General features: G+C 45.4%; 21 protein-coding genes. 11 read left to right on the top strand and 10 right to left on the bottom strand.

Annotated elements, in window-relative coordinates:
* Nucleotides 1-83: 83 nt before the first annotated feature.
* On the bottom strand, nt 84-1379 hold the full coding sequence (locus tag L1285_RS13950) for a hypothetical protein (RefSeq protein WP_235412823.1): 1296 nt from the start codon (nt 1377-1379) through the stop codon (nt 84-86).
* Between the two features lie 225 nt (nt 1380-1604).
* Between L1285_RS13950 and L1285_RS13945 the strand changes: the two genes are divergently transcribed.
* Together L1285_RS13945 and L1285_RS13940 are read left to right on the top strand one after the other, a co-directional pair.
* A complete protein-coding gene (locus tag L1285_RS13945) occupies nt 1605-2069 on the top strand; it encodes a hypothetical protein (RefSeq protein ID WP_235412822.1) in 465 nt (154 codons plus the stop codon).
* 101 nt (nt 2070-2170) lie between these two features.
* Complete coding sequence (locus L1285_RS13940) at nt 2171-2509, top strand: hypothetical protein (protein ID WP_046004461.1); 339 nt, start codon at nt 2171-2173, stop codon at nt 2507-2509.
* A gap of 73 nt (nt 2510-2582) precedes the next feature.
* Here L1285_RS13940 and L1285_RS13935 read toward each other — a convergent pair whose 3' ends face one another.
* Nucleotides 2583-4394, bottom strand: a complete 1812-nt coding sequence (locus L1285_RS13935) for a hypothetical protein (protein WP_235412821.1) — start codon at nt 4392-4394, stop codon at nt 2583-2585.
* Between the two features lie 657 nt (nt 4395-5051).
* On the opposite strand from L1285_RS13935, the gene L1285_RS13930 reads away from it, so the two are divergent.
* The 5 genes from L1285_RS13930 to L1285_RS13910 all read left to right on the top strand — a co-directional run bounded on the left by L1285_RS13930 (nt 5052) and on the right by L1285_RS13910 (nt 11417).
* The gene (locus L1285_RS13930) at nt 5052-6092 is read left to right on the top strand and encodes an efflux RND transporter periplasmic adaptor subunit (protein WP_235412820.1); all 1041 of its coding nucleotides are present in this window, start codon (nt 5052-5054) and stop codon (nt 6090-6092) included.
* Nucleotides 6093-6108: 16 nt separating this feature from the next.
* Complete coding sequence (locus tag L1285_RS13925; RefSeq protein WP_235412819.1) at nt 6109-9162, top strand: efflux RND transporter permease subunit; 3054 nt, start codon at nt 6109-6111, stop codon at nt 9160-9162.
* A 127-nt stretch (nt 9163-9289) separates the two neighbouring features.
* Nucleotides 9290-9676, top strand: a complete 387-nt coding sequence (locus tag L1285_RS13920; protein ID WP_235412818.1) for a hypothetical protein — start codon at nt 9290-9292, stop codon at nt 9674-9676.
* Nucleotides 9677-9752: 76 nt separating this feature from the next.
* Nucleotides 9753-10448, top strand: coding sequence for a hypothetical protein (locus tag L1285_RS13915; RefSeq protein ID WP_235412817.1), 696 nt, complete (start codon nt 9753-9755; stop codon nt 10446-10448).
* 117 nt (nt 10449-10565) lie between these two features.
* Nucleotides 10566-11417, top strand: coding sequence for a GNAT family N-acetyltransferase (locus tag L1285_RS13910; protein WP_235412816.1), 852 nt, complete (start codon nt 10566-10568; stop codon nt 11415-11417).
* A 45-nt stretch (nt 11418-11462) separates the two neighbouring features.
* On the opposite strand, the gene L1285_RS13905 is transcribed toward L1285_RS13910, so the two are convergent.
* The 3 genes from L1285_RS13905 to L1285_RS13895 form a co-directional block, all read right to left on the bottom strand.
* The gene (locus L1285_RS13905; protein WP_046004453.1) at nt 11463-11894 is read right to left on the bottom strand and encodes a hypothetical protein; all 432 of its coding nucleotides are present in this window, start codon (nt 11892-11894) and stop codon (nt 11463-11465) included.
* 104 nt (nt 11895-11998) lie between these two features.
* Nucleotides 11999-12841: a CvfB family protein gene (locus L1285_RS13900; RefSeq protein ID WP_442960503.1), complete on the bottom strand. Its 843-nt coding sequence runs from the start codon at nt 12839-12841 to the stop codon at nt 11999-12001.
* Nucleotides 12838-14169: a DEAD/DEAH box helicase gene (locus tag L1285_RS13895; protein ID WP_235412814.1), complete on the bottom strand. Its 1332-nt coding sequence runs from the start codon at nt 14167-14169 to the stop codon at nt 12838-12840. The genes L1285_RS13900 and L1285_RS13895 overlap by 4 nt, the downstream gene beginning before the upstream one ends.
* Nucleotides 14170-14406: 237 nt before the next feature.
* On the opposite strand from L1285_RS13895, the gene trhO reads away from it, so the two are divergent.
* Together trhO and L1285_RS13885 are read left to right on the top strand one after the other, a co-directional pair.
* Nucleotides 14407-15393, top strand: coding sequence for an oxygen-dependent tRNA uridine(34) hydroxylase TrhO (gene trhO, locus L1285_RS13890; protein ID WP_235412813.1), 987 nt, complete (start codon nt 14407-14409; stop codon nt 15391-15393).
* A gap of 345 nt (nt 15394-15738) precedes the next feature.
* Nucleotides 15739-17133 (top strand): fibrinogen-like YCDxxxxGGGW domain-containing protein, encoded by a 1395-nt coding sequence (locus L1285_RS13885; protein WP_235412812.1) that lies wholly within the window; start codon nt 15739-15741, stop codon nt 17131-17133.
* Nucleotides 17134-17298: 165 nt separating this feature from the next.
* On the opposite strand, the gene L1285_RS13880 is transcribed toward L1285_RS13885, so the two are convergent.
* Nucleotides 17299-18162, bottom strand: a complete 864-nt coding sequence (locus L1285_RS13880) for a LysR family transcriptional regulator (RefSeq protein ID WP_235412811.1) — start codon at nt 18160-18162, stop codon at nt 17299-17301.
* A 90-nt stretch (nt 18163-18252) separates the two neighbouring features.
* On the opposite strand from L1285_RS13880, the gene L1285_RS13875 reads away from it, so the two are divergent.
* The gene (locus L1285_RS13875) at nt 18253-18879 is read left to right on the top strand and encodes a hypothetical protein (RefSeq protein WP_235412810.1); all 627 of its coding nucleotides are present in this window, start codon (nt 18253-18255) and stop codon (nt 18877-18879) included.
* Here L1285_RS13875 and L1285_RS13870 read toward each other — a convergent pair.
* The 4 genes from L1285_RS13870 to L1285_RS13855 form a co-directional block, all read right to left on the bottom strand.
* Nucleotides 18827-19915: a tetratricopeptide repeat protein gene (locus L1285_RS13870; protein ID WP_235412809.1), complete on the bottom strand. Its 1089-nt coding sequence runs from the start codon at nt 19913-19915 to the stop codon at nt 18827-18829. The genes L1285_RS13875 and L1285_RS13870 overlap by 53 nt on opposite strands.
* A 100-nt stretch (nt 19916-20015) precedes the next feature.
* The gene (locus L1285_RS13865) at nt 20016-20411 is read right to left on the bottom strand and encodes a glutaredoxin family protein (RefSeq protein WP_235412808.1); all 396 of its coding nucleotides are present in this window, start codon (nt 20409-20411) and stop codon (nt 20016-20018) included.
* A gap of 130 nt (nt 20412-20541) precedes the next feature.
* Entirely contained in the window at nt 20542-21834 is a 1293-nt protein-coding gene (locus L1285_RS13860; protein ID WP_235412807.1) for an oligosaccharide flippase family protein, read from the bottom strand.
* 79 nt (nt 21835-21913) lie between these two features.
* On the bottom strand, nt 21914-22480 hold the full coding sequence (locus L1285_RS13855; protein WP_235412806.1) for a TetR/AcrR family transcriptional regulator: 567 nt from the start codon (nt 22478-22480) through the stop codon (nt 21914-21916).
* A gap of 94 nt (nt 22481-22574) precedes the next feature.
* On the opposite strand from L1285_RS13855, the gene L1285_RS13850 reads away from it, so the two are divergent.
* The gene (locus L1285_RS13850) at nt 22575-23015 is read left to right on the top strand and encodes an HPP family protein (RefSeq protein WP_235412805.1); all 441 of its coding nucleotides are present in this window, start codon (nt 22575-22577) and stop codon (nt 23013-23015) included.
* The last annotated feature ends 153 nt before the right edge of the window (nt 23016-23168 follow it).

Below are 23168 nucleotides of genomic sequence, written 5' to 3'. Positions count from 1 at the left end.
CAAGGTTAATCGATGTTTTTACAAATATTATTGATTTAACAGAGGTAGCCCGAATGACTCAGGCTACCAGCTGCTCAGGCAGGCTACTTAGTTGAACCGTGTATGTAGTTAAAGATGTGACTCACACCGGCATTTTTGGTGGGGCCCGAGTATGCATGGCAATCAAAGCAGTTTGTTGCGGGTGTTAGGTTTTCAGGGCCCGTATAGATCACCTCATTAAACTTGCGCCCTTGCTGGGCATTGGTTTCCATGGTGGTATTGGCAAGCTGGATAGAGCCTCGTTGATTATCGCGATTGCTGGAGGGCTGGGCCACATCGTTCAGCCACAGCCCACCAACCAATTCATACTTGGCTAGTACTCGTAGCGAATTATAGGTTGGCATGCGTTTAAACACGTTATTCAGCTGCTCATTTAGCGAGATAATATTCGCGCGGTTGTGCTCGGCCTGGTTATCCCCCTCTGCGGTGCCTTGCGCGTATACCTGACAAACCTCAGTTGGCGGGCCTTCAAGTGGTGAATCGCCTTTCGAGTCTGGGTCTAAGGTTTTATTAAAGTTACAACCCGTGTCCGGATAAGGTAAGGATGCTGTGCATTGCTCGCTGGCAAAGCTCCAGTCCGAGACAGGCTGGTTTGCCTTTTGACAATCCGGTGCATTGTATTTGTGCTCAAAGGTGGCCCAGATAAACTCAGGGTGACTCGGGGTACTAATGACTAAATGAAAACCGACCATGCCATACACTTCATCGGCATCTAGCTCGCCATTATTATTGGTATCGGAGCGCACCCAAACATAGTTTGGTTTGTCTTTTTCACTGATCTTGCGCCAGGATGTTTTGATTTCGGTTGTACCCGCAGGCAGCGTTGCTGAGCCTTGAGCGACATTACACATGCCACGATCAAAACGGGTTTCATATAATACGATATTACCGTTCTGGTCGTACAATACCGCATTGTTCAGAGCCTGATTCATCTCATGGGGTGCGGTGAAGTCTTCGTTTGTGGTATGTGGGTCTTTAGGACCTCTGACAAACAATTTGGACTGCAGGGTATTGGGGGCACAGGAGTTCTGGCCACCGCCAATATATATGGCATAGCGGTCTTCGTTTAAAAAAGTACGCTCTTTACCATCGGGTGCATTCAGCAACGAAATAAACCATTGCCATGAAAACTGGTAAAACTGACACAAATTCTGCCCGCCGCCTGGGATTTCACTGGGCGGACTATTTGGGTTGGTAACCCAATTAATATTTGCCGGGCAAAACATCGGGTCTTGGCTGGAGGCGGTATTATTTGAGTCAGCTGAGCCGGAAGGTTCGCTAGAGCAGGCCAATAATGTTGTGATGGCTGCACTGAGCAGAGTAAACTTTAGGGGGCGCATAACAATTCCTTTCAACATCGAGACGGTCTTGTTAACTGTAGAGCAATTGTAAGAAGTTACCATTACCGGCGATTACAGAGACTAAAGTGCGATGTTGGCAACTGAGCTATTGGCCTAATAGTGATAGGTTTTTTCCTAAAAAGTTATTTATAATTTGGGCGTATGCTGGTTGTTTTAGTAAGCCACCGACCACACTAAACAGTTAATCGTAATAGGAGGTATGAATTGCGTGTTGCAGTATTTTTTATTTTAGCTTCAACCTTTAACTTGGCTTTTGCTTGCGAAGAAGAACAACCGTGCCAATTGAGCGCTATGGAAATGTTTTTGCCTGAAGCCAAAAGATATCCTGCCCCAAATATTCGCATAGAAAAATTCATTTATCAGAAGAGCTTTGGAAATGTTAACGAAGAAATCTCACTAGATAAATTAAAAGAACTTCAGGAAGCATTAAGCAGCATATCTTCTAGTTCGTTCAAAGAGAGTAAAACTTCATTTGATGTGTTGGCTGAGATCATACTGACGCCTTCATCAATTCCGGAGCTTAAGTTGCGCACAACAGGCACAGAAGAAGAGGGGAATATGCTGAATACCTTCTACAAAGCAGCATCTACCTTAACTGACTACCATACAAAAATAGATAAAGTATCTGTGTTTTTACAACTCAGAATTTCTGCCGCGCAAGTAAATTAAGGTAAGATACACAGGCTTAACACCAGGCGGCTGCAAGGCCTAAATACAACCTGCGTTGTAATGAAATATAAACAGTTAAGGACAAACATGGATAAGCCTGTATGTGGATGCTGATATTTTTATCTTTAGCCTATATGGTTATTGCTGGCCTGATTGTCTTAGTTGGTTATAAGAAATCTGAAAATATTAGCTTAAAGAACAAAATGTCATTGCGAAGTGGCCTGTTAGCTTGCTTTTTTAGCCCAGCATTTATTTGGGTGTTTCCGTTTTCTTTTCCAGCCCCTGCAATTATTGCGATGGCATTAAGCGTGGTAAGTCTTTTCACAACTGAGCCATCAAGGCTTATGATCGGAACACTGGCCTTCGCATTTGTACCTTTTTTACTATTCTGGTTGGTTTATTTTGGCGTGTATAAGCTGATTTTAAGGTTAAGAGGATAGTAAGAAGCATACCCGAAACCCAGAAGTTACATAGAAACAAAAGCGGCCTGTCGGCCGCCAAAAAGTCTCAGGGCTATTTAAACATCGTCTGGATCCGGTCACGCTCTTTGTTTGTCGCATAGCTGGTGAAGTGAGCAAACAGGTTCATTAGGGGCGCTTCCATATGAGTTGCAAATAAAACCATATTGGGAAACTGATCAGCCAAAGGTGTGGGCGGATAGAGTTTCGGGTGTTTTTTCCGAACGTCTGAAAAGTGCGCCGTGTATGAGTCTAGTTTGGCTCTTACATCGGGTTTTAGCGTTGCTTCAAATGTTTTATTCGGACCATAGTGGATCAACAGCCACTTAATGGTGCGAGGTTTAATGTTAAACCAGGTATTTTCCATCACCTCTATGGCGTCGTTGAAGTAAACCGCAGGCCTGGTGTAGTTGTCCATGCTATCCCATAGCTGTTGTAAAAACGGCTGGAAAAGTGCCGAGTCAAATATCTGGTTGTGTCTGAAGTAACGAATGCCTTGCCCCTGTAACTGGGCTTCAGTGAGGTTGCCATATTGATGATAGCCAATAGGCAGACCTGCTTTATTACCTGTGTGTTGGTAGGGGGTATATCCAAATAAAGTGGGCAGCCATATATCAACCACAATATTCCAGCTGTTGTCTGAGTTATCCGGATCACGGTAAACACTTTGCAGGGCGTTTGAGAACGACAGCACCTGATCAATGTCTTCAAAGGCAAGCAGGTTGGCGATACCATTGTCTTCAATGCCACCGCCATCGGCAAAGCGCGCAGCCACACCCGGCTTTTCCTCAGCAACATCTGCCGCTGACCAGTAATTATATTTAGGATCTATGCCATCCATTCCTTGAATGGCCGTTGCAAAAAACGCGCTGCTATTGGCGGTAATATCAGCCAGCGAAAACGCTGAGACCTGATTGTCATTATTCAAGGGCAGTTTGGCATTGATGTTGGATTTAGCCGAGGAGGTGAGTTGAGTGTCAAAACAATAACTTGACACTAAGCCGCCACCAACCTGTTGTAAATCAGTAGCCGTCGTTTCCACAGTACCTAAGTCGTCAGAAAAGATGCCTGTTGCGATAGCGGTGCACTGGACGGGCGCCAGCATATCACCGGTTTGCGGGTTTGTATTCGGGGTAATAAATGCAGCTGTATTGCACAAATGGAACGGTCGTTTTATACGCCCCTCACTTTGCTGATATGTGTGCACTGTGTCAGGTAACCCCGGGTTCTGTGCTTTTATGTATGTTGCATCTGCCTGATTATACGCAAACCATGCGGTTTCTATGACTGGCGTCATAAGTCCGTCGAAATGAGTGGAAGACAGTCCTGATGGTTCCAGAATGTTCTTTGCTATTTGATAATTCCAGATCCGGTTGTTTGGAAAGTATGGGTTAACATATAACTTTCCAGCCGAATACGCCATGTTATCCCACTTAATGCCATCCAGAGTGACGGTTGTGCCGAGATAGCCCGATGGTGCGTAATCTAGAGTACTTAATGTCAGCGTGGAAGGATCTTCCACAAAAGGGCCGAGAAAAGTTGCATCGTCGATGTGATCGGGCAGATAAGTAAAAGGTACAACAGCCCAGCTGCCACCAGATACGGTTGAAATTGCCCTCGCCTGACCAAGTACCCCCATATCGTTGAGTGCGCGCATCTGACCGAGTGCTGCAATCATGGCTATGGAGCCGCCACCTGAAAAGCAAATGCCGACGTTACCAGGCGTATTACCCTGAGTAATGAAATCTGTGGTTTTATTACTGGTCTGGGTTGCCAACCATTTACCGCTAACCTGAACGTCAGACCATTTACGTATGCGCCATGTGGGATCAGCTTTGGTTTGGTCATTTGGGATTTGTTCGCTCATCTCAATTCCTCGTTGATTTGGGTTCTACCGCTCGTCGCGCTAAACCATAGTCAAGGTTAGCCATTTACTAAATTACAGTGGATTACATCTGTTGACCCTATTATGGATGAATAACGTTTGGTCAGTTTAAATAGTTGGACATGCCACGCTGCAACCCTTTGATTCGTAAAATGGCAGGGCTAGGTTGATACTATTGGCTGATGGCTAATAACTGAGGAACTCATACTTAATTCACCGAGCGTACCAGCTGTTACCAAAGCTTTTTGCCACTTTACGTGAATGCGTTTCTAGTAGTCTAAATATGTACTTATCATTTTGTTTGTGTATAGTTCACGCACCGTTAAAGTATAAAAACAACAAGTATAGAGGTATTTAATGGCCAAGTTTTCTCATCCTTTTTCATCAACTTACACCATCATGACTGAGTTTGATTTTCTTTTGGTAGTCGCAAAGCGCTAGTGAACTTGCTACCACTGTTCAGAGCGAGTAACCGAAGTGCAGTCAGATGTTCCGCAATCTCAAATATAAAAGTGACTGCGCGAAGTTAATTTAACCGTCATATGTTGACGATTGCTCGACGACTAACTGATGAGCCTATTTACGAAAGGACTATATTGAAACATGTCTATCGACCTTATTTTAAAAGGAGTTATAACCTTGAAATTTCAAAGCATCACACTGATTTGCTGTTTGTTAAGCGCAATGAATATCTTTGCCGAAGAAGGCCAGGGGGTGGCTGTCTTTGTGGAACAAGCAGAGGAAGTCGAAAACGGGGCGATATCGTCTCTATCATGTGAATTTATGTCGCAGCGGACCTTTGTGTTATCTGCTGCGGTTGATGCTGAGTTAACGTCGATTTTGCCCGTTGGCAGCCAGGTCAAAAAAAACCAACTGGTCGCGAGCCAGGACAATTTCTACGTACAAAATGAACTACAAAAAAACCAAATTAAACTAGAGCAAAGACGACACGACCTGGCATTCCACCAAAGTGAGTATGAGCGCCGTAAAAACCAAGGTGAGCACGTTTCTCCTTCAGAATTACACCGGCTCAAATGGCAGGTTAAAACCAGTATGGCGGAAATCGCCTTGGCAGAGAGTGAAATTGCAAGGTTATCCCGGGATAGTGAAAAAGCACAATTGCGCGCACCTGGGGATTTCGAAGTAGAACGTCACTTAAGCAAATTGGGTCAGTTTGTGAGTCGCGGAGAGCCGGTTGCACAATTAAGCCCATTGAGTGATAACGAAGTCGTGTGTGATATGCCGCTTTCATTTGCCACTCATGGCACCTATGAGCAGGCTAGCTTCTCATATAACCGCCAACCACTCAAACTCAAGAGAGTGAGTAACGTGGTCAATACAAACACCCAGAGTAAGCGAATTTACCTTAACGAGCCAGACGGTTCAGCGCTCGATGTTGGTCAGCGTTTAAGTGTTGAAATGGTGCATACCACGCAGCAGAAGTTATTTCGTATCTCTGCCGACGCTTTGAATTTTAACTTGGATGGCAGTTCCTATGTTTGGGCGATTGATGATAACAAGTCTGCATCGCGCATTGAAGTAAACATGGTCCAGGGTACGTCATTTAATGCCAGGACGACGGTTTCTGGTGCCTTAACCCATGGTATGCGTTTAGTCGTGCGGGGCGCCAACATGTTGTCTGACGGCGAAATGGTTGAACTTGTGAACAGTACTTTGTAGTGGGGCAAATTAGTTAATGAATGCGTTAAAAAAATATCAGGTGCCTATCTTATTTATTGCGGCCCTGTGCTTAGCCATTGGCATTATGAGCTCACAGCGGGTTGCTAAAGTGCTATTGCCCGAAATGAAGTTGCCAGAGATAGGCCTGGCAGTCACCTGGCCCGGGAAGTCGATCAGCGAAGTTGAAAAGTCTCTGATAATACCACTAGAAAGAGAGTTAGCAGGGATAGCTAACGTGAAGAGTACCGTGTCCTGGGTCGAAAAGGGTCAATCCTGGACAAGCGTCACTTTTCACAGTAACACGGATATGGCCAAAGCCTATTCGGAGATCCAAACTAAAGTAAACCAAGTGCCCAATTGGCCTTTGGAAGCGCCTAAACCTTTGATCTTTGACTTTAGTAACGGTGCCAGTTCAACTTTGGCGTCGTTTTTTCTTCATGCTCGCGACGATGTGCCTACCGTAGACTTTATTGAAGTCTTCAAAGATGAAGTAGAACCGGCGCTTATCGGAATTAAAGGGGTTGCAGCGGTCAAGGTGCCGAATCAAAGTACTCGCTTACGCTTAAATATCCTGTTTGATGAACAAAAATTAGTACACAACAATGTGACGATCGATGAGGTAATTACCGCACTGGATGAGTTGTATGACCAGTCGGGAGACAAGCTACACCTTGGTAAACGCGCTTATCAGATGGTGTTTAAAGGAGAAGAAAAGCTCGCGCAACTTGGTGAAGTGATCATCAAAGCGAACGGGCAACAGCTAGTACGCGTTAAAGACGTTGCCACCACGGAAATCATCGAGGACGAAGAGTGGCTGCCTACTTCCTATAACGGCAGATCTGCCATGTTTTTCTTTATCCAGCCGACTAACGACGTTGATGTACTTGAAACGATCAGTTTGGTGAAAGAGAAGCTGGTGGAAATGAACCAAAAACTCGAAAAAAGAAGTGGCTTTAGAGTGGATCTGCGCATGGATAACTCACTGGCTATTATCGATTCGATCAAGTTCATTTCGTTCAGTTCAATGCTTGGCCTGGCGTTGGCTTGCATCGCTATCTTTGCGTTTATTCGCAATGTGCCGTCGATTGGATTGGTGTTTGCCAGTGTGCCATTCTCTCTGTCGATTGTTTTCATTGCGATGTGGATTGCGGATAAACAATTGCATTTGATTTCGTTAGCCGGGATCTCCTTATCCGTGGGGCTGATAGTGGATGCCTCCATCATCACCATCGAAAGTATTCAACGAGAATTAAAGCGAAAATTCAGTTTTGAACATATGTATAAAGGCTTGATGAGAGTACGCTCTGCACTGATCTCTTCAACATTGACCAGTGTTTTAATCTTTATCCCAATCGTGCTGATGAGCTCAAAAGAGGGGCAGTTGTTTGAAGATCTCGCTTTTGTGATTTCAATTGCGTTAATGGCTTCTTTGGTTTACTCACTCTATGTACTGCCTGCTCTGTGCACCGCATTCAATATTGAGAATCGATATGAAATTAAATCGCAAGAGGCAAAGTCATACAAGTTTGTGACTCTATTTAGCAATCCCGCTTTGGCGATGGGGTATATTGTACTTGGTGTGCTTTTCACTGTGTGTTCGGTGATGTTTTTCAGACCTGAACTCGATGTTCTGCCAAACCCGCAGGTGAGAGATGTGACTGCGTTTGTTCGATTTGAAAAGAACTTATCGGCCAGAGCCATCGAGCGCCAAGTGGCAGGCCCTATCAATAAAGCCATTCTGAGCTCCATCGAAAATAATACGGCACCGGAATTTGATTATTTCACGCAACGCTGTGTTGCCAGAGGTTGTTTCTTGAATTTTGCCACAAATAAGAATATTCCCGTTGAGATTTATGATGACTGGCTGAATAGCAAGATCCTCGCATCGATTGTAGGGGTCAGTGGTAGCGCTGGAAAAGAAGCACTACTTGAACTTGCTCTACCTAACCACAGAGCCATTGAAGTTGATTTAGTTGGCCCTGAGCTGTCGACCTTAACCCGTGTCGGTGTTGAACTCATGGCGTACTTAACTGAAAAGTTGCAAGGTGCCGAAGTCTTTGAGAATAGTGAAATTGTCAAAAGCGATGTAGTGATTGAGTTCACGCCAGAAAAAGAGAAACTGGCATTTGTAGACATGAGTGTTCAGCAACTTAATAACTACTTAGTCGCCATGAGTTATGGGTATTACATTGGTGATTACTTTAACCAAGGCCGGGCAGTTGCTGCCTATGTTAAAGGTCGTGAGGTGACATCAGTTGATGACTTGCTGAGTCGTCAGGTGATCACTCCCGATGGTAACTTGCGAAGGTTAGGTGAATTAACGCAAGGGGCAATGAAGCCAACGGATTCATTGATCATGCGAGTTAACAGCGAGCAGGTCGCTTCGCTGTATATTGAAGCCCCAGAGACAATGCCAATTGGCAAGTTTATCACCATTCTCAAAGGCCATGTTGCGGACTTTTTCGAGCAAAAACAAATTATTGATGTCGCTGTACAATACCGAGGCAGCACCGATGATATGGGCACATTCATGAGCGAATTTGCGCAGATATTGGCTATCTCAATTGTGATCTTATTCGGTTTGATTTGGTGGTTTATTAAGTCCGTTAAAGCAACGCTTGTGGTGATGCTCAGCTTGCCAATTTCAATGGCAGGTGGCCTGTTAGCCGTGTATTTATTTGGCCTAATTCGGTATCAAAACCTGGATATGATCACCATCATTGGCTTCATCATGCTGATGGGATTGGTGATCAATAATGGCATCCTATTGGTGTCTTCCTTTATGGATAATTTGGCTTTGTCTGCATCCCGAATCGAAGCCATTAGCAGCGCTATCACACATAGAAAGAGAGCGATTCTGTTAAGTACGCTGACCAGTATTGTGGGCATGATGCCCTTGCTACTGCCTGGCGCGACGAGCTCCGATATATACCAAGGTTTGGCGGTTGTTATCATAGGCGGCATGTTGACCAATATAACGCTCGGCCTGCTGCTTATGATTGCTTTGCTTTCCTTACCCTGGGTTACAGGCCAACAGGGCGCAACACAGCTAATACGCAAAAGCGCTTGATGACCTCATTTGTTGCGGTGATGGGATGCGTCAGTGGGTTAGTAAAAGGCTCACTGATGGCAACTCGTTCATGTGGTGGTTGTATCTATGGTATGGTTATTTTTATGTCTGGTAATAAGGGGGAGTTGTGAGCTATATACAGGTTTATATGTCGGTTATGCTCTTTGCGTTTTTGGTCTACTTTGTGGTCACATTGTTTAAGAGGCAAGCTCAGCGACCTAAATTTGAGCAAAATGCTCAGGCAACCAAAGACGAAAACAAGAAGCCGACTATCATGCTGGGCTATGACGAAACTCTTGCCAGAAAATTAAAACACAATCCATTATTTCAGTCTGTGTATAGTGACTGTGAAAAAGCGCAGACAGAGTTTTCCAGAAACCCTGGCGCTTTTTCTGCGCTGATTATGGATATTATGTATGTTGTAAATCGCCACGCAATCAGGCACAGAGAAATCGACGCAAATCTATGGTCAGGCATCATAATAAGAAAAATGTTTCCTCAGCGGTATAAGTAGCTAGGATTATCTCGCGCACAGGCAAATGACCAGCTTGGGCTAATGTGCTGCCAGTAGAATCTAATAAGGAGAAAATTTGCTAGTCGCATTTGTTATCGCTATGGCAGGGTTAGTCATCTTATTGGTCATGGAAAAGGGGTTTTCCAGGCAGTCTCAGCCAAAGCCAAACAATGAACTTACAACCCTGTCTGTTGCTTCAAGAACGATAACCAAACGGATTGTGAGTATAACACCCAATGAGTCAGGGGACTTGATTGTACAATTTCCAGATAACGAGTATCGCGTGCTTAGCTTAAGTATCCCCAGGGAGACTTTTGGCTGGGAAGCGCTTGACTATCCCCGTAACGCAAAGAAATTTACGTTTACGCCAGAAAAAGTATCCTTAGAATTTGGTGGTGAGCTGGACGCGGACTATCTGTTTCTTAATTCAAAGCGAATAGAGCCTGAATTGCTTGAAAAACAGTGGCTCGGGCTTTGTTGCAGAAATCAGGCACCGACGGATCGTCATCCAAGGCATCATGTTTTTTCTGTGTCTATAACGCCTTTCAATGAAAAGCTCTTTGCTATCAGTCAGTCGATAGGAGGGGGGATTGCAGACACCGGGGGCGGACGAAGTTATACACTGGAAGAACTGTTAGCCTGGCCGAACTGGAAAGTCCACTTTGAACTTTCGGGCTGCTCATGGGCAATCTCAGTCATCGAAAATAGCCAAGATAGAAAGGCGATGATAAATACGTTGATAACAGAGGCCTGTAAAAGAAATGGCATGTAAACATGAATGAGAGACAGAATGCGCTCCCAGCTAATCGGACTTCCTTTTCCTCTCAGGCTCGCTATAGTGCGGGTATATCCGTAAGTCAGATGTGGGTTCACATCAAGGAGCTAATTTATGAGTAACACCTATACAATCCGCACTATGACTCGTGACGAGGTCGACCTGGCAATCGAGTGGGCTGCGCAGGAAGGCTGGAACCCGGGGCTTGAAGATGCGCAAAGCTACTATCAGGCCGACCCAGAAGGGTTTCTGATTGGCTTGTTGAATGATGAACCAATCGCAGTCATCTCGGCCGTCAAATATGATGACGCATTCGGGTTTATCGGATTTTACATAGTAAAGCCTGAATATAGAGGACAGGGTTTTGGATTGGAAATATGGCAGGCTGCTATGACCAGACTGGCCGGATGTAATATTGGCCTGGACGGTGTGGTTGAACAGCAGGAAAACTATAAAAAGTCCGGTTTTTCTCTGGCTTATTCAAATCGTCGCTATCAGGGCTGCAGTCACAAATTGGCCGTTCAAAGTGCGTTAGACTTAGAAGACCTCGATGCCTTACCGTTCAGTACAATAACGCAATTTTTTGAGCCGTTTTTCCCGGCACAAAGGACCGGCTTTTGGCATGCCTGGCTGACACAGAGTAATGCAAAGTCTGTTGGTGTGCTGATAGACGGAGAATTGCAGGGTGCTGGGATTATCAGGCAGTGTCGGGAAGGCTATAAAATTGGTCCTTTGTTTGCCCAGAATACCCAGCAGGCTGAGGCAATAATTGGCGCATTGAGCTCACAAGTTGCGGATGATTGTGCGGTATTTCTGGACGTACCTGCATGTCATTCAGCGGCGGATGAGCTTGCTCAAAAGCTCAATATGACTCCGGTGTTTGATACAGCACGTATGTATACGCAAGAAATGCCTGATATAGGCGTAGACCAAACGTTTGGCGTAACATCGTTTGAGATAGGGTAGTCAAATAGTCTAAACGGCGCACATCAGTGCGCCCATCATATCAGATCACAGGCTGATGCTGTGTCTTAACGTTACTTCACACGGTTCGCCATCGCGTCCGAACGCTGACTGAATGAACAACTCATCACCTTGCTTCAGGTTCGTCAGGATCGCTTTCGTTGTGTCATAACGACGTTTAGCAACCTGATCGTTGAAATTAGTCGAGCTATCTTTGTTAACATCGTAGTAGATGTTACAACCACCCGTTGCACCGTCATTGGTCGTCCACGAAAAGTTGATGTTGTAGTTAGAAACACTGTAGTTAAACTTCGCGTTCTGGTTTTGTGAATAAGCATCACCAATGTTAACCGTTGTCCAACGTGCTTGTGGTACACCCGGACGAGGTTGTTCTTCGATACTGACTCCCAAAGAAGCAGCCTGTGCTGCACCAGTAAGCGTAAGGGTTGCTAAAATTAGTGATGTTTTTAGAACTTTCATTATAAATTTCCTTATGTATATGAGACGCGCTCGTATCCAAATGACAAGCGCGTTTGCATATTAGGGAAACTTAAATTAAATGTAAAATTAAAATTGCACTAATTTTATTTTTTGTTTTTTAAAAGTGAGATTGATGTGGCTTCAATCTGGATCTTTTCTTGTTTGAACAAACCACCAATGGCCTTTTTAAAGTTGGCTTTACTGGTGGAGAAGGTTTTTTTAATAAGCTCCGGATCTGACTTATCGCCCAGTGGTAAAAAGCCGTTGTTTTCCTCAAGCTTTTTAAGGATCTGTTCACCCAAGTCTGAGATCTTATCCATGCCAGGTTTTTCGAGTAACACGTCAATTTTGTCGTCTTCGTGAACCTGCTTTATGTAGCCAGTCATACGCTGGCCTATGTACATACGTTTAAACACAGTATTAAAAAATACCATGCCAAAGTGTTGCTCGTTGACGATGACCTTATAGCCCAGATCGGTTTTAGCGGCGACAATTAACTCAACCTGCTCAAACTTTTTGTACTGTGCAGGCGTCTTGTTTAAAAACTTTCCAAGGTTACTGGAGGCACATAAACGCTTGCTGGCGTTGTCCAGATACAGCTTAACCAGGTAGCTGTAGCCTTCGCGCATTTTTGGCTTCTGTTCGTTATAAGGCGCTAATACATCTTTGCTAATCCCAAGATCTAAAAACGCACCGACCTTATTAATTTGCTTGGCACGGAGCAGGGCAAACTCACCTAATTGAGCAAGTGGCTTTTGGGTGGTTGCGCAGGGGTGTCCCTGGTTGTCGCTGTACACAAACACTTCAACATTGTCGCCGGCTTCAAGATGATCAGGCAGCTCTTTGAGTGGCAAAAAAACGTCGCCATGCTCTTTGCCATCCAGGTATGCACCTTCGGCACAAATCTCTTCGATCATTAAAAATTGAGTAGTACCTAGCATGTTTATTCCTCGGTTGGCTTTTTAGGTTTTCTTCTTAGTGGCGCGTGTCCGTCGACATCAAACGGTGCCGGAATGGCTTTTTTCGCTTGCTGTGGCTTACGTTTAAGTGGCCGTTTTGCCTTTGCTTTTGTTTCTGTAGTCTTGCGCTTAGCACCTGGCTTAGGTTTAGCCACTTTGGGTTTAAAGCCTTTAAACTTTGCTTCAAGCCCTTCAACGGACTGAAACTGAACTGACTCCTTAAGATAAGCTGCAATGGCTTCGTAGCTCTTCCAGTCTTTAGGCCCAACAAATGAAATCGCATCGCCTTTAAACCCAGCCCGGCCAGTACGCCCGATCCGGTGAACATATTCTTCCGCTTGTTTTGGCAAGTCGAAATTGATGACATGAGAAACATTAAGTAAGTCCAGACCGCGAGATGCAACGTCTGTGGTAACTAACACCTTATAAAGGCCACGGCTGAACGCATCCATGATCTCAAGACGTTTGCTTTGTGGCAAATCGCCTGCCAGTGCAACGGCTTTAATGTCCATGTCATTGAGCATGTCACTGAATCGGTTGGTATCCTGACGCGTGGCGGTAAAGATAATACATTGCTTTACATCACCTTGTTGTACAAAGTGCTTTAGCAGGGCTTCTTTGTGATCCAGGTGGTCGGCAAAATACATTGCCTGACGAATATCATCATGCTTTTCGTTGCTGCCACTGAGCAGGATGCGCTTGGCTGATTTGAGCAGATCTCTGGACGTGATTTCAATCTGAGCATGCTCAAGCGTTGCTGAGAATAGTAAGGTCTGACGAAGTCGGTGATCGGCCGCCTGGTTAATGGTCGACAGTTGCTTTTCAAAGCCCAGGTCCAGCATACGGTCGGCTTCGTCGAAGATCAGGAGCTCAAGGCCATGAAGCTGCAAGCTACGTTGTTCTATATGGTCCGTGATCCGGCCCGGTGTACCAATCACAAAGTGGGGGTCTTTGCGAAGCGCTTTAACCTGATCATTAAAGTTCTCACCGCCGAGTACTTTGGTGCACGACATAGCGGTGCCGGCAATGAGTAACCGGCACTGGTTAAACACCTGAGTAGCCAGTTCTCGCGTAGGTGCAACGATTAGCACACGAGGATCTCGCTTGCTAAGTGCTTTTTGCTTCATTACGCGTTGAACAGCTGGGAGCAAAAATGCCAGAGTTTTTCCTGAGCCGGTTTTTGACTGTGCAAAGGTATCGTGCCCGGCAAGGGCGGTTGGGATGGCCTGGGCCTGGATCTCGGTAGGGGTGGTGATCCCCTGGTGTTCTAATTGTTTTTCAAAGCGCAGGTCAAGACCCAGTTCGGAAAATCTCAAGGTACTCTTCTCCAGTAATTATTTTCTAAAACGCAGCATTATAACAAACTAACTCTCTCAAGAACCATAACTTTACAGTGCTTAATGTCAGTTCTGTAACGGGCGCGCTCAAACGGTTTTGCAATTATCCTTAAAATCCGTAAAATATCGCGCCTGGCGCCGGATTTACGATCCGGTTATGTGCTTACACGTCGTGCTTAAGTGTAGGCTGTTTTAAAGCTTATTGAAGAGAAAGTTATGAATAACCATTTTGTTGTATGTGCAATGTACAAGTTTGTGTCTTTGCCGAATTATCAAGCGATCCGTCAGCCTTTGCTAGATGTGATGGAAGCCAATGAAGTGCGTGGTACTTTATTGCTGGCAGAAGAAGGGATCAATGGCACGGTCGCTGGTAGACGTGACGGCATTGATGCTTTACTGGCATGGCTGGACAAGCAGCCAGGCCTGGACAACATAGTATATAAAGAGTCATACGACGAAACCTGCCCGTTTTACCGCACTAAGGTTAAACTGAAAAAAGAAATCGTCACCATGGGCGTGCAAGGCATTGACCCTAAAGAAGTGGTGGGTACTTATGTTAAGCCACAGGATTGGAACGCACTGATCTCAGACCCTGACGTAGTATTGGTTGATACCCGCAACGATTACGAAATCGAGATCGGGACCTTCAAGAACGCCATTGACCCCAATACTAAAACCTTCCGTGAGTTCCCGGCGTGGGCCGAGAAAAACCTCGACCCGGCAAAACACAAGAAAGTGGCCATGTTCTGTACCGGTGGTATTCGCTGTGAAAAATCAACAGCGTACATGAAAGAGCAGGGCTTTGACGAAGTCTATCACCTCGAAGGCGGCATTCTTAAGTACCTGGAAGACGTGCCAAAAGAAGAGACTATGTGGGAAGGCGAGTGTTTTGTATTCGATAACCGCGTTGCCGTTGATCACGACCTGAACAAGGGTTCTTATGAGCAGTGCCACGCTTGTCGTATGCCAATTACCGAAGAAGAAATGCAACGTCCTGAATACATGGAAGGGGTGTCATGCCACCACTGTTACGAGCACGTGACTGAAGAGCAAAAAGCCCGTTTTGCTGAACGCCAGAAACAAATTGAACTGGCAAAGCAACGTGGTGAAGGCCATATCGGCCATGAAGCGCAAGAAACGTTACGTGCCCGTAAAGAGCAAAAACAAGCAAAGAAAGAAGCGCAGCGCGCTAAATCGGCATAATTGCTCTTAGCAACCAATAATGAAAAAGCCAGCGTCATGCTGGCTTTTATGAATCTGTTATCCGTTAGTCAAACGGACCCCTCTTTTGTAATGATCTCTGCGTCTGATAGACGAAATTATTGTACCTTTGTGGCTGATTTGCACAAAGCTAATCCTAAATAACTACCTTGGTAATTTAAAAAAATAAAATAGTATTGAATCAAATCAAAGTATGTGTAGATAATATGTGCTTCAATTCAAACGTTGGGGGAACCCAGGATGAACTTGACCATTAGGTAACGTTATCAACAAAAATGTTACCCGCAAAAACGGCTCTACGTAATATGACCCACAAAGGACTTTTATATGTTTAAAAAAACCCTACTCACCTGTTGTATTCTTGCTGGTGCTTCTGCACAGGCGTTTAACCTGACAGAGATCACAGTGACAGATCAAAGTGTGGCTGTTCCCAAAACAGCACAGCAGGTGCTCGTTACTGGTGTGGCTAGTTTAAACGATGCTGAGCCGGGCAACGTGATGGTCTCAGACAATGGCGATGGAACTGTGTCGGTACGATTTGCTGAGTGGGATTACCTGGATGGGAGTCACCAAAGTGAAACGGTATCTACACTTACGCTTGATAAAGGTCGTCATGAAATGGCAGATGGATCGATATGGGAAGTGGGTAGTATTGAGGCTGGAATTTCACAACAAACGTTTCGCTTCACTCAGCAGTTGTCGCAGACTCCTTACCTATTTTTGAGTGGCCAAAGTGATGCCAATCAGTCTTCTTATGTCGCTCGCGCGAGTAATGTCAATCAGTTCGGCTTTAGTGCTTACGTTGAGTACCAGGAGCAACCGGTTGCAGGTCGTGCAACCACGCAGCAGAGTGTCGCGTATCTGGCTGTTTATGCTCCCAATAAGGAAGGAACGCTTGATTCAGGTGAGGCCTACAACATCGATCAAGTCGTTATGGACCACACTGGTGCGGTGTTTAAACAACACGAACTTATTTTATCGGAAGAGCAATCCAAAGACGCAGAGCTGACACATATTGAGGAAGTTGTTAACGTACTGACGATCGACGGCCATCTATTTGCTCAAGACGTGACCTCTTATGGTTCAGATACTGTCAGTATTCGAGCAAACAAAGACGCCATCACCTTACCAAGTCCTTATTACGCTAGCTGCAACGCGTTACTACAAAATGAACCACAGTCTCCATCCGGGTTCTATGTGCTTGATCAGGATGGTAATGGCGTTATGCCCGAGTTCACAACGTACTGTAACATGGATGAGCACGGTGGTGGCTGGACTCTGGTTGGTTTGCGTCGAGTGGTGGGATATAACTACGCAAACAGTAACACGACGCTGGATGGCTGGTTTGAAGCAACACAAAATATCACAAGTTTTGATGCCAACTACCACCTGACGGATGCACAGTGGGTAAACTACAAAAACAGCATGCAGGAAATGCTAATGGTGATGCCTGCGATCAATAACTACGCCATTGCCGATCTCAGCGTGTTAAACACCGCTAACTGCATTCCGCTGCAGGATACACTTGGAGAGAATAAAGACAGAACAGGTGAAGCAAGATTTCGACTGTTCTGGCACGAGACATCAGGATGCTCGGGCAGCGGTACAGATTACACTATGCTGAATTATGCCAACATCTACAACTTTAACGGCGCTATGTACAAGTCAAGCAATGTCAATGGATATGCCGCAAGCCAGGTAACCTATATCTACGTTAGATAACGATAGACAATATGTTGATTGCAGCTCCTTTGTGGAGCTGTAATCAACAGCATTAAGCAAGCGTTGAGCTAAGCTCATGGCGCCAACGCTGCCCTGATTACTGCCGCAAAATTGGCTACACAAGTAAACGTTTCGATATGAGTGCGACTTTAAAAGGTTGTATAATTAGCCTGTTAACGTTTTTACAAGCTCTTTTATCCAAACTGGTGCACTACGCCGGTGAATTAAGCACAGCTGCTCTGCATTGTTGCTGGCATCATCCACAACAGGCAGTTTCTCGAGCTGCCAGGCCGAGATCATATAATCTGGCAGGTAGGCAATCGCCTTTCCACACCTAACCAGTTCACATAATGCCGCATAATCGTTTAACACCCACTTTACCTCTCTGTGAAAATGAGTCGTTGGCCAGCCATCGCATCCGATCCCGCGTACTTCGCCACAAAAAGGGGACACCTCAGGTACTGCAAAGGGGAAACTGGCGAGATCTTCATGTGTTACATCCACTTTGTGTGCTAGTGGGTGTGTAGCGCCAACCGCCAGCTCCAGCCTAAGCTGGCCCAATGAATTCACTTCGAGATCATCAGTCAGATAAGGTTTAACTAAGCTGGTCGTTAATGCAACATCCACCTGGGCGCGTTTGAGCTTATCAAGTGCAGCGACTTCGAAGTCAGTTTCGTAACTCATTTGGATACCTGAAGCTTGCTGTCCGATAAGCGCAACCCATCGATATTGGAGGATTGCCGGAGCAGATATACGACAGCAAAACATAGGTTGTTGAGGAGCCAATAGCGACTTTATGTTTTGGGTAAGATCCAATATTTTGATAGCTTCAGGTAACAGACGCATACCATTTTCATTCAGGACCAGCTGTTTGCCTATTCGGTCAAATAGCAGTACACCGAGCGATGACTCAAGTTTCTTTAAAGATTTAGATAGCGCACCCGGGGTGGTATGCAGCTTTACAGCGGCGCTCTGAAGCGTTTGAGCATTGGCAATTGCGACAAAGCGATTTAATTCTACTATTTCCATTTTGGAACTACAGTTGAGTTTTCGGAGAAGATATGGAACTAAATATACCTTAAACTCAGCGAAAATATGCTAAAAATTTAGGAGTTTTCGTTGTTTAAGTGGCTATTACTGTTTTTGAGTCCTTATGTGGTTGCACACCAGCTTCACAATAGCTTTGGTGTTCATGGTCTGGTTTTGATGCAAGTGGAACATAAAATAATTGCCTCTCACTTGCCTATGCCCGATGGCGTGCATGCGAGGCAGCTTGTGTTTGAAGTGGGTGCTGTGCGCCAACATGAGCAAGTAGCAAGTCTGCTGAGGTCTGAGCATTTGGTGACGTTTGCTCCTGAACCATTTGAGCTAGATAAGCTGCGCAGGGGCGACATAACTGAACTTACAGGTAGTTTATATCGTGGGCACTTCGAGCGGGCCGGGACTATGGTCGAACAGGGCCTGAGCTTGAAAGTGAAAGAGATCATATTAGATAAACCGATTGTATTGGCCGACAATGGTCACTTTTATATGAAACCCGTCACAGAACAGTCTTGTTTACTTGTCCACAAAATTGGCAGGCTGCCAAGCTTTGATCAAATAGTTCAGGTTAACTGCCTGGGACAAATTGATTCAAGCAAACTGGTCGAGAGCGAGCTTAAGACCCCGCTGATTGGAACTGAACTTGAGCCATTTACTTTTGTTCAGTCGCTGTATCTTGAGACGCAGGATTTTGCCGGGCATTAAGGTTGGCAGCAGGCTCAGTGCAAAAAGAACGTGCTTTAAACCAGGCAGGCAGCTTTTTTTTGACTCGTTCGGGGCGTTTGGCCGGGATTACTTCTAGTTTTACTTTAGGGGCCAGGTAACGCTTAACCAGTTGCTGCAATTTTTCACTTTCAAGTTGTTCAAATGCAGACAATAGGTTTTCTCGGGTGTCCTGAGGCAGCGCTTTACCCAAATTAGCATCATTCGCACTGACTAACCAAAGTAGCAGCGCTTTTTTAGACTTGTCTGGGTAAGCGTCAACCAAAGCTGAAATCGGGCTGATCAGGCGTTGGAAATTGAGCGTGTGCCCCTGAATGGCGAATACAAACAGTAGGTTGGTGCCTGCGGTGATGTTGCCCGAACGTTTATCACTGGATTGGTAGCCAACCAGCGCGTCACGATAATAAGTTTCGGCTAATTTAATCTTTCCCTCGTCCAGAGCAAGTGTGCCCAGGTTATTATTTACGTTTGCGAGTGCACGTTCATGGTGAAGCCTCAGCGCGATGTCTCGTGCTGACTGATAGGACTGACGGGCAAGTGAATAATCATCCATGTGTCTTGAAAGCACCGCCAGATTGATAAGCAAAGCCATTCGTTTTTTGTCTGAGAGTTTGAGCGTCAGGGCACAGGTATAAAGGGTTTTTGCTTCAGCAAGGTAACCAAGCCGCCTTAACGCAATCCCCATGGCACTTAACATGCTCGCAAGGTGCTTTTTAAAGTAAGCTTGCTCCTGTAATTGTATGAGTGCTTCCAGTTCTGATTCAATGTTGTTTAAGTTATTTGTCGCGATGGAGGAACGGACTTTAATTAAGTGCCAGCGTACCTGTTGTGATGGGGAGAGTGCCTCAATTGAAGTGATTTGCCTGAGTAAACGGTACGAGTGTGAAGGCTCTACAATAATGTAATCCTCTGCTTCTCTTAAAATATCAGCAGGTGAACGACCAAGGTTTTGATAGGTGGCAAAGCTGGACAGGCTATAACACGCGCCAATCACCAGAAATAACCAAGTTTTTTGCAAAGCATGCTCCAAAAAAGTGAGCTAACAGGGAGACACTCTTTAAGATAGCGCAACAAAGACGAGGCGTCTACGTAATGGGTATTCGCCTCGTGAGAGGGGACTATAGAAAAGACTGCTCTCGCAGCGTTTTTTCTACAACACTCAGGTTGGTGCCGGTAATGACTTTGTTCCCGATGATAATTTGAGGTATATCAGCACGCTGCAAACTATCAAATAGGGTTTCGATACGCTGGTCGTCGGATTCAATGTCTCTGCTCAGATAATTAATATTATGCTGTTTAAAGTAGCTTTTAACTTGCTTACAGTACTGACACCATTGAGTGGTATAAAGGATCACGGGCTTATCTGTGCCCTCGTAGTGGGCCGATGTATCCTGTGTTATTACATGCGGATGATAAGTGAGTTTGGTATAGCCATATTTAAGCGCAACGCCCAAGCATAAACCAAACAATAGCATGACTGCCAATGCAGCGCTTTGCTTTACTTGTTGTTTCATAATTTTCCTTATTATTTTTATTAGTTCCTGCTCGCAAACTAGCCAGCCGGTTAAAAGTACAAAAAGGTACATATTATGTCAATTTTTTTAATAGACAATCGACCGTACCCTTGAAATTAACGGTTACGAGTTAACCAGAGCGAATACTGTGGCTTTTTAGTGCGTGCTTTTTGGTCGATAAAAATGTCGCCCAAGTTAACAGTGAGGCGAGAAAAAGTGCCACACAAGTTGAAATTGCGGCACCGGTAATGCCATGGGTGGGGATCAATAACCAGTTTAACAGACCGTCTGTACAGAGTGTCAGTATGCCGATAATCACAACATACTTACCTTTACCGGTGTATTGTAGCCAGGTCGAAATAAACGCGGTCACAGCCCAGAAACACGAGCCAAGAATGAGGTAATGTAAGGCGTCATTCGCGCTGAAAAAATCTTCGCCGAATAATTGTAATAAGTGTGAGCCCGACATAAATAATCCACATGATAACACCAAAACGATGGCAAACATGATTTTCTGACCCTGCCATAATATGTGTTCTGCGTGGTCTTCACCTTTTTCCAGCGCCTGTCCTAACAAGGGAACGAACAAAGCGATGACACTGACCTGTGCGACCGGGATCATGTGGGCCGTGGTGGCAGCACCGGCATAATGCCCAACCTCATGCTCCAGAGCCAGCAGCTCGAGCATATATAAATCCAGCTGTGAGACAGCAATGGTCACTAACATCGCAAGCATCATAGGAATTGAGGTTGCCAGAAGCTGTGGCTGGTTGCTGACGGGCGTTATCTGCAACAGGGTGAGAAAGTCTTTATTCTGTAAAACTTTCAGCTGCCAGCTGGTTATCAATGCTAAAATCACAATGCCTGCAACGATAACATGCCATAAATGCACTTGCTCTAACAGCGCCGCCAGCGTCAGGATCACCACTGTTTTAGCCAAAGGAAGCACGATGCGCCAGGGCAAATTAGCGTGTACCAGCATTTTTGCACTTTGTAAGACACGGCTCAGTATTGCGCCGAGAGCGATGAGTGGGATTGCAGCTGAGATCCACAGCAACGCATGGTGATCGTTAACTGACCAGCTGCCTAAGTGAATGTAGCCGCTTAAATAGACAATTAAAAAGAGCACAAGAGACAGCGCGAGTGCAATTTTACTAAAGAAGGCGACAAAGCCGCCAACTTCACGAGCTGATTTGTTCGCTAATGGTCGGGCTAAGACCTTAGGCGCGACTCTGTCTCCTCCGAGCAAAACTAATACGCCACAGATGGTGGCATAAGCGTAGGCAACCTTATAGTCGCCATACTCGTGTGTCGTCAGCGTGCGGCTAAGGCTCAAATTGAACGCATAATCAACCAAAAAGCCAATAATAACGGACACGCTGAGCGTGAGCGCGCCTTGTTTCAGATACTTATCTTGTTGCACAATATTTTGTTGTTACTCAAATTTTTACTAGTTCTAACCCATTATAGTGCAGCGGGCTAGACGATTAAATTTCACTGCATTACACAGCAAAAGGCGCGGGTGCATCGAATGCAAGGGCAATATCAATACAGCGCAACGCGGCCTGCTTATCTCCCTGCACAAAAGCCGAGGTTGTTGCTCCTTCTTTGAGTAAGCATAATGCGTCAACCAACCTGTCGTTGGGTTGGGGCAGGCTACTCGTGATAAGACGACGTACAGCAACTTTATGACTGGCGCAGCGGTCAGCAATGAGTTGATTCAGTGTTGCCGATTCGCCAGCCGTATTAATAAAAAAACACCCTCTGAAATGACCAAGCTCGGTAGCACGGTCATTAAACCAGTCATTAAGAGCATTAAATAATTGCCTGACTAAATCGGCGTTGCTGTCAGCATCCGTGAGCCTTTCACTCAGCCATTGCAAGTACCTTTGGTCTCTGAGTGACAAAGCGGCGAGGATAAGATCCTCTTTTGAGCTAAAGTGATGATAAAGGGTTTTCTTGGCAACGCCGCTGTGTGCAATGATCTCATTGATCCCAACCGTGGCTGTGCCTTTTTCGTAAAACAGCTCTAACGCGCTGTTCAGTAGTAACGCTCGCTTGTCCGACATACCCACCTCCTTTAAATTTCACCTATCTTGACATGAGTAGACAAGGTTGTCTACCATGGCAGGTAGAACAATCTGTCTACTTTAAGGAGGTGTTGTGTCAAACTGGACTGTTTCTTTATCTGCGGGTGTCGGTACTATGCTGGCAATTACCGCATTAGCGTTGATTGGGCATCACAATCAGGAGTATTGGTTACTGATGGCGGCGTTTGGTGCATCCTGTGTGCTTATCTTTGCGGTGCCAGATAGCCCACTTGCGAAAGCGCGCAATGTGATTGCGGGTCACAGCATTACTGCTGTGGTAGGAGTTGTGTTTGTTACTTTTATCCCTGTTAATGCACTGTCGTTAGGACTCGCAACGGGATTGGCGGTGATGCTGATGGTGCTAAGTAAAACCGTGCACCCGCCAGCTGGCGCAAATCCGCTGTTTATCATGCTAACAGGTAAAAGCTGGGGCTTTTTGCTGTTCCCGGTTTTAACAGGTGCCATTTGTTTGGTTTTGCTGGGCCGCGTCTACCATCTGGTCCGAATGCGCTAGTTAACGTCGCTTTTAACTGTGTAATAAGGTAAATAGTAGTGATTATCAATACTGTTTGTGTATAATGGACAGGATCGAATTTACGCAATAACAGGGAGTGAAAAGTGCTTACTTCAATATTGGTAATGCTGCTACTTGCAGGAACTACCGTTA

The organism is Pseudoalteromonas sp. DL2-H2.2 (genome assembly GCF_021532535.1).
Classification (GTDB): domain Bacteria; phylum Pseudomonadota; class Gammaproteobacteria; order Enterobacterales; family Alteromonadaceae; genus Pseudoalteromonas; species Pseudoalteromonas rubra_A.
This window is presented reverse-complemented; position numbering and strand designations above follow the sequence as displayed.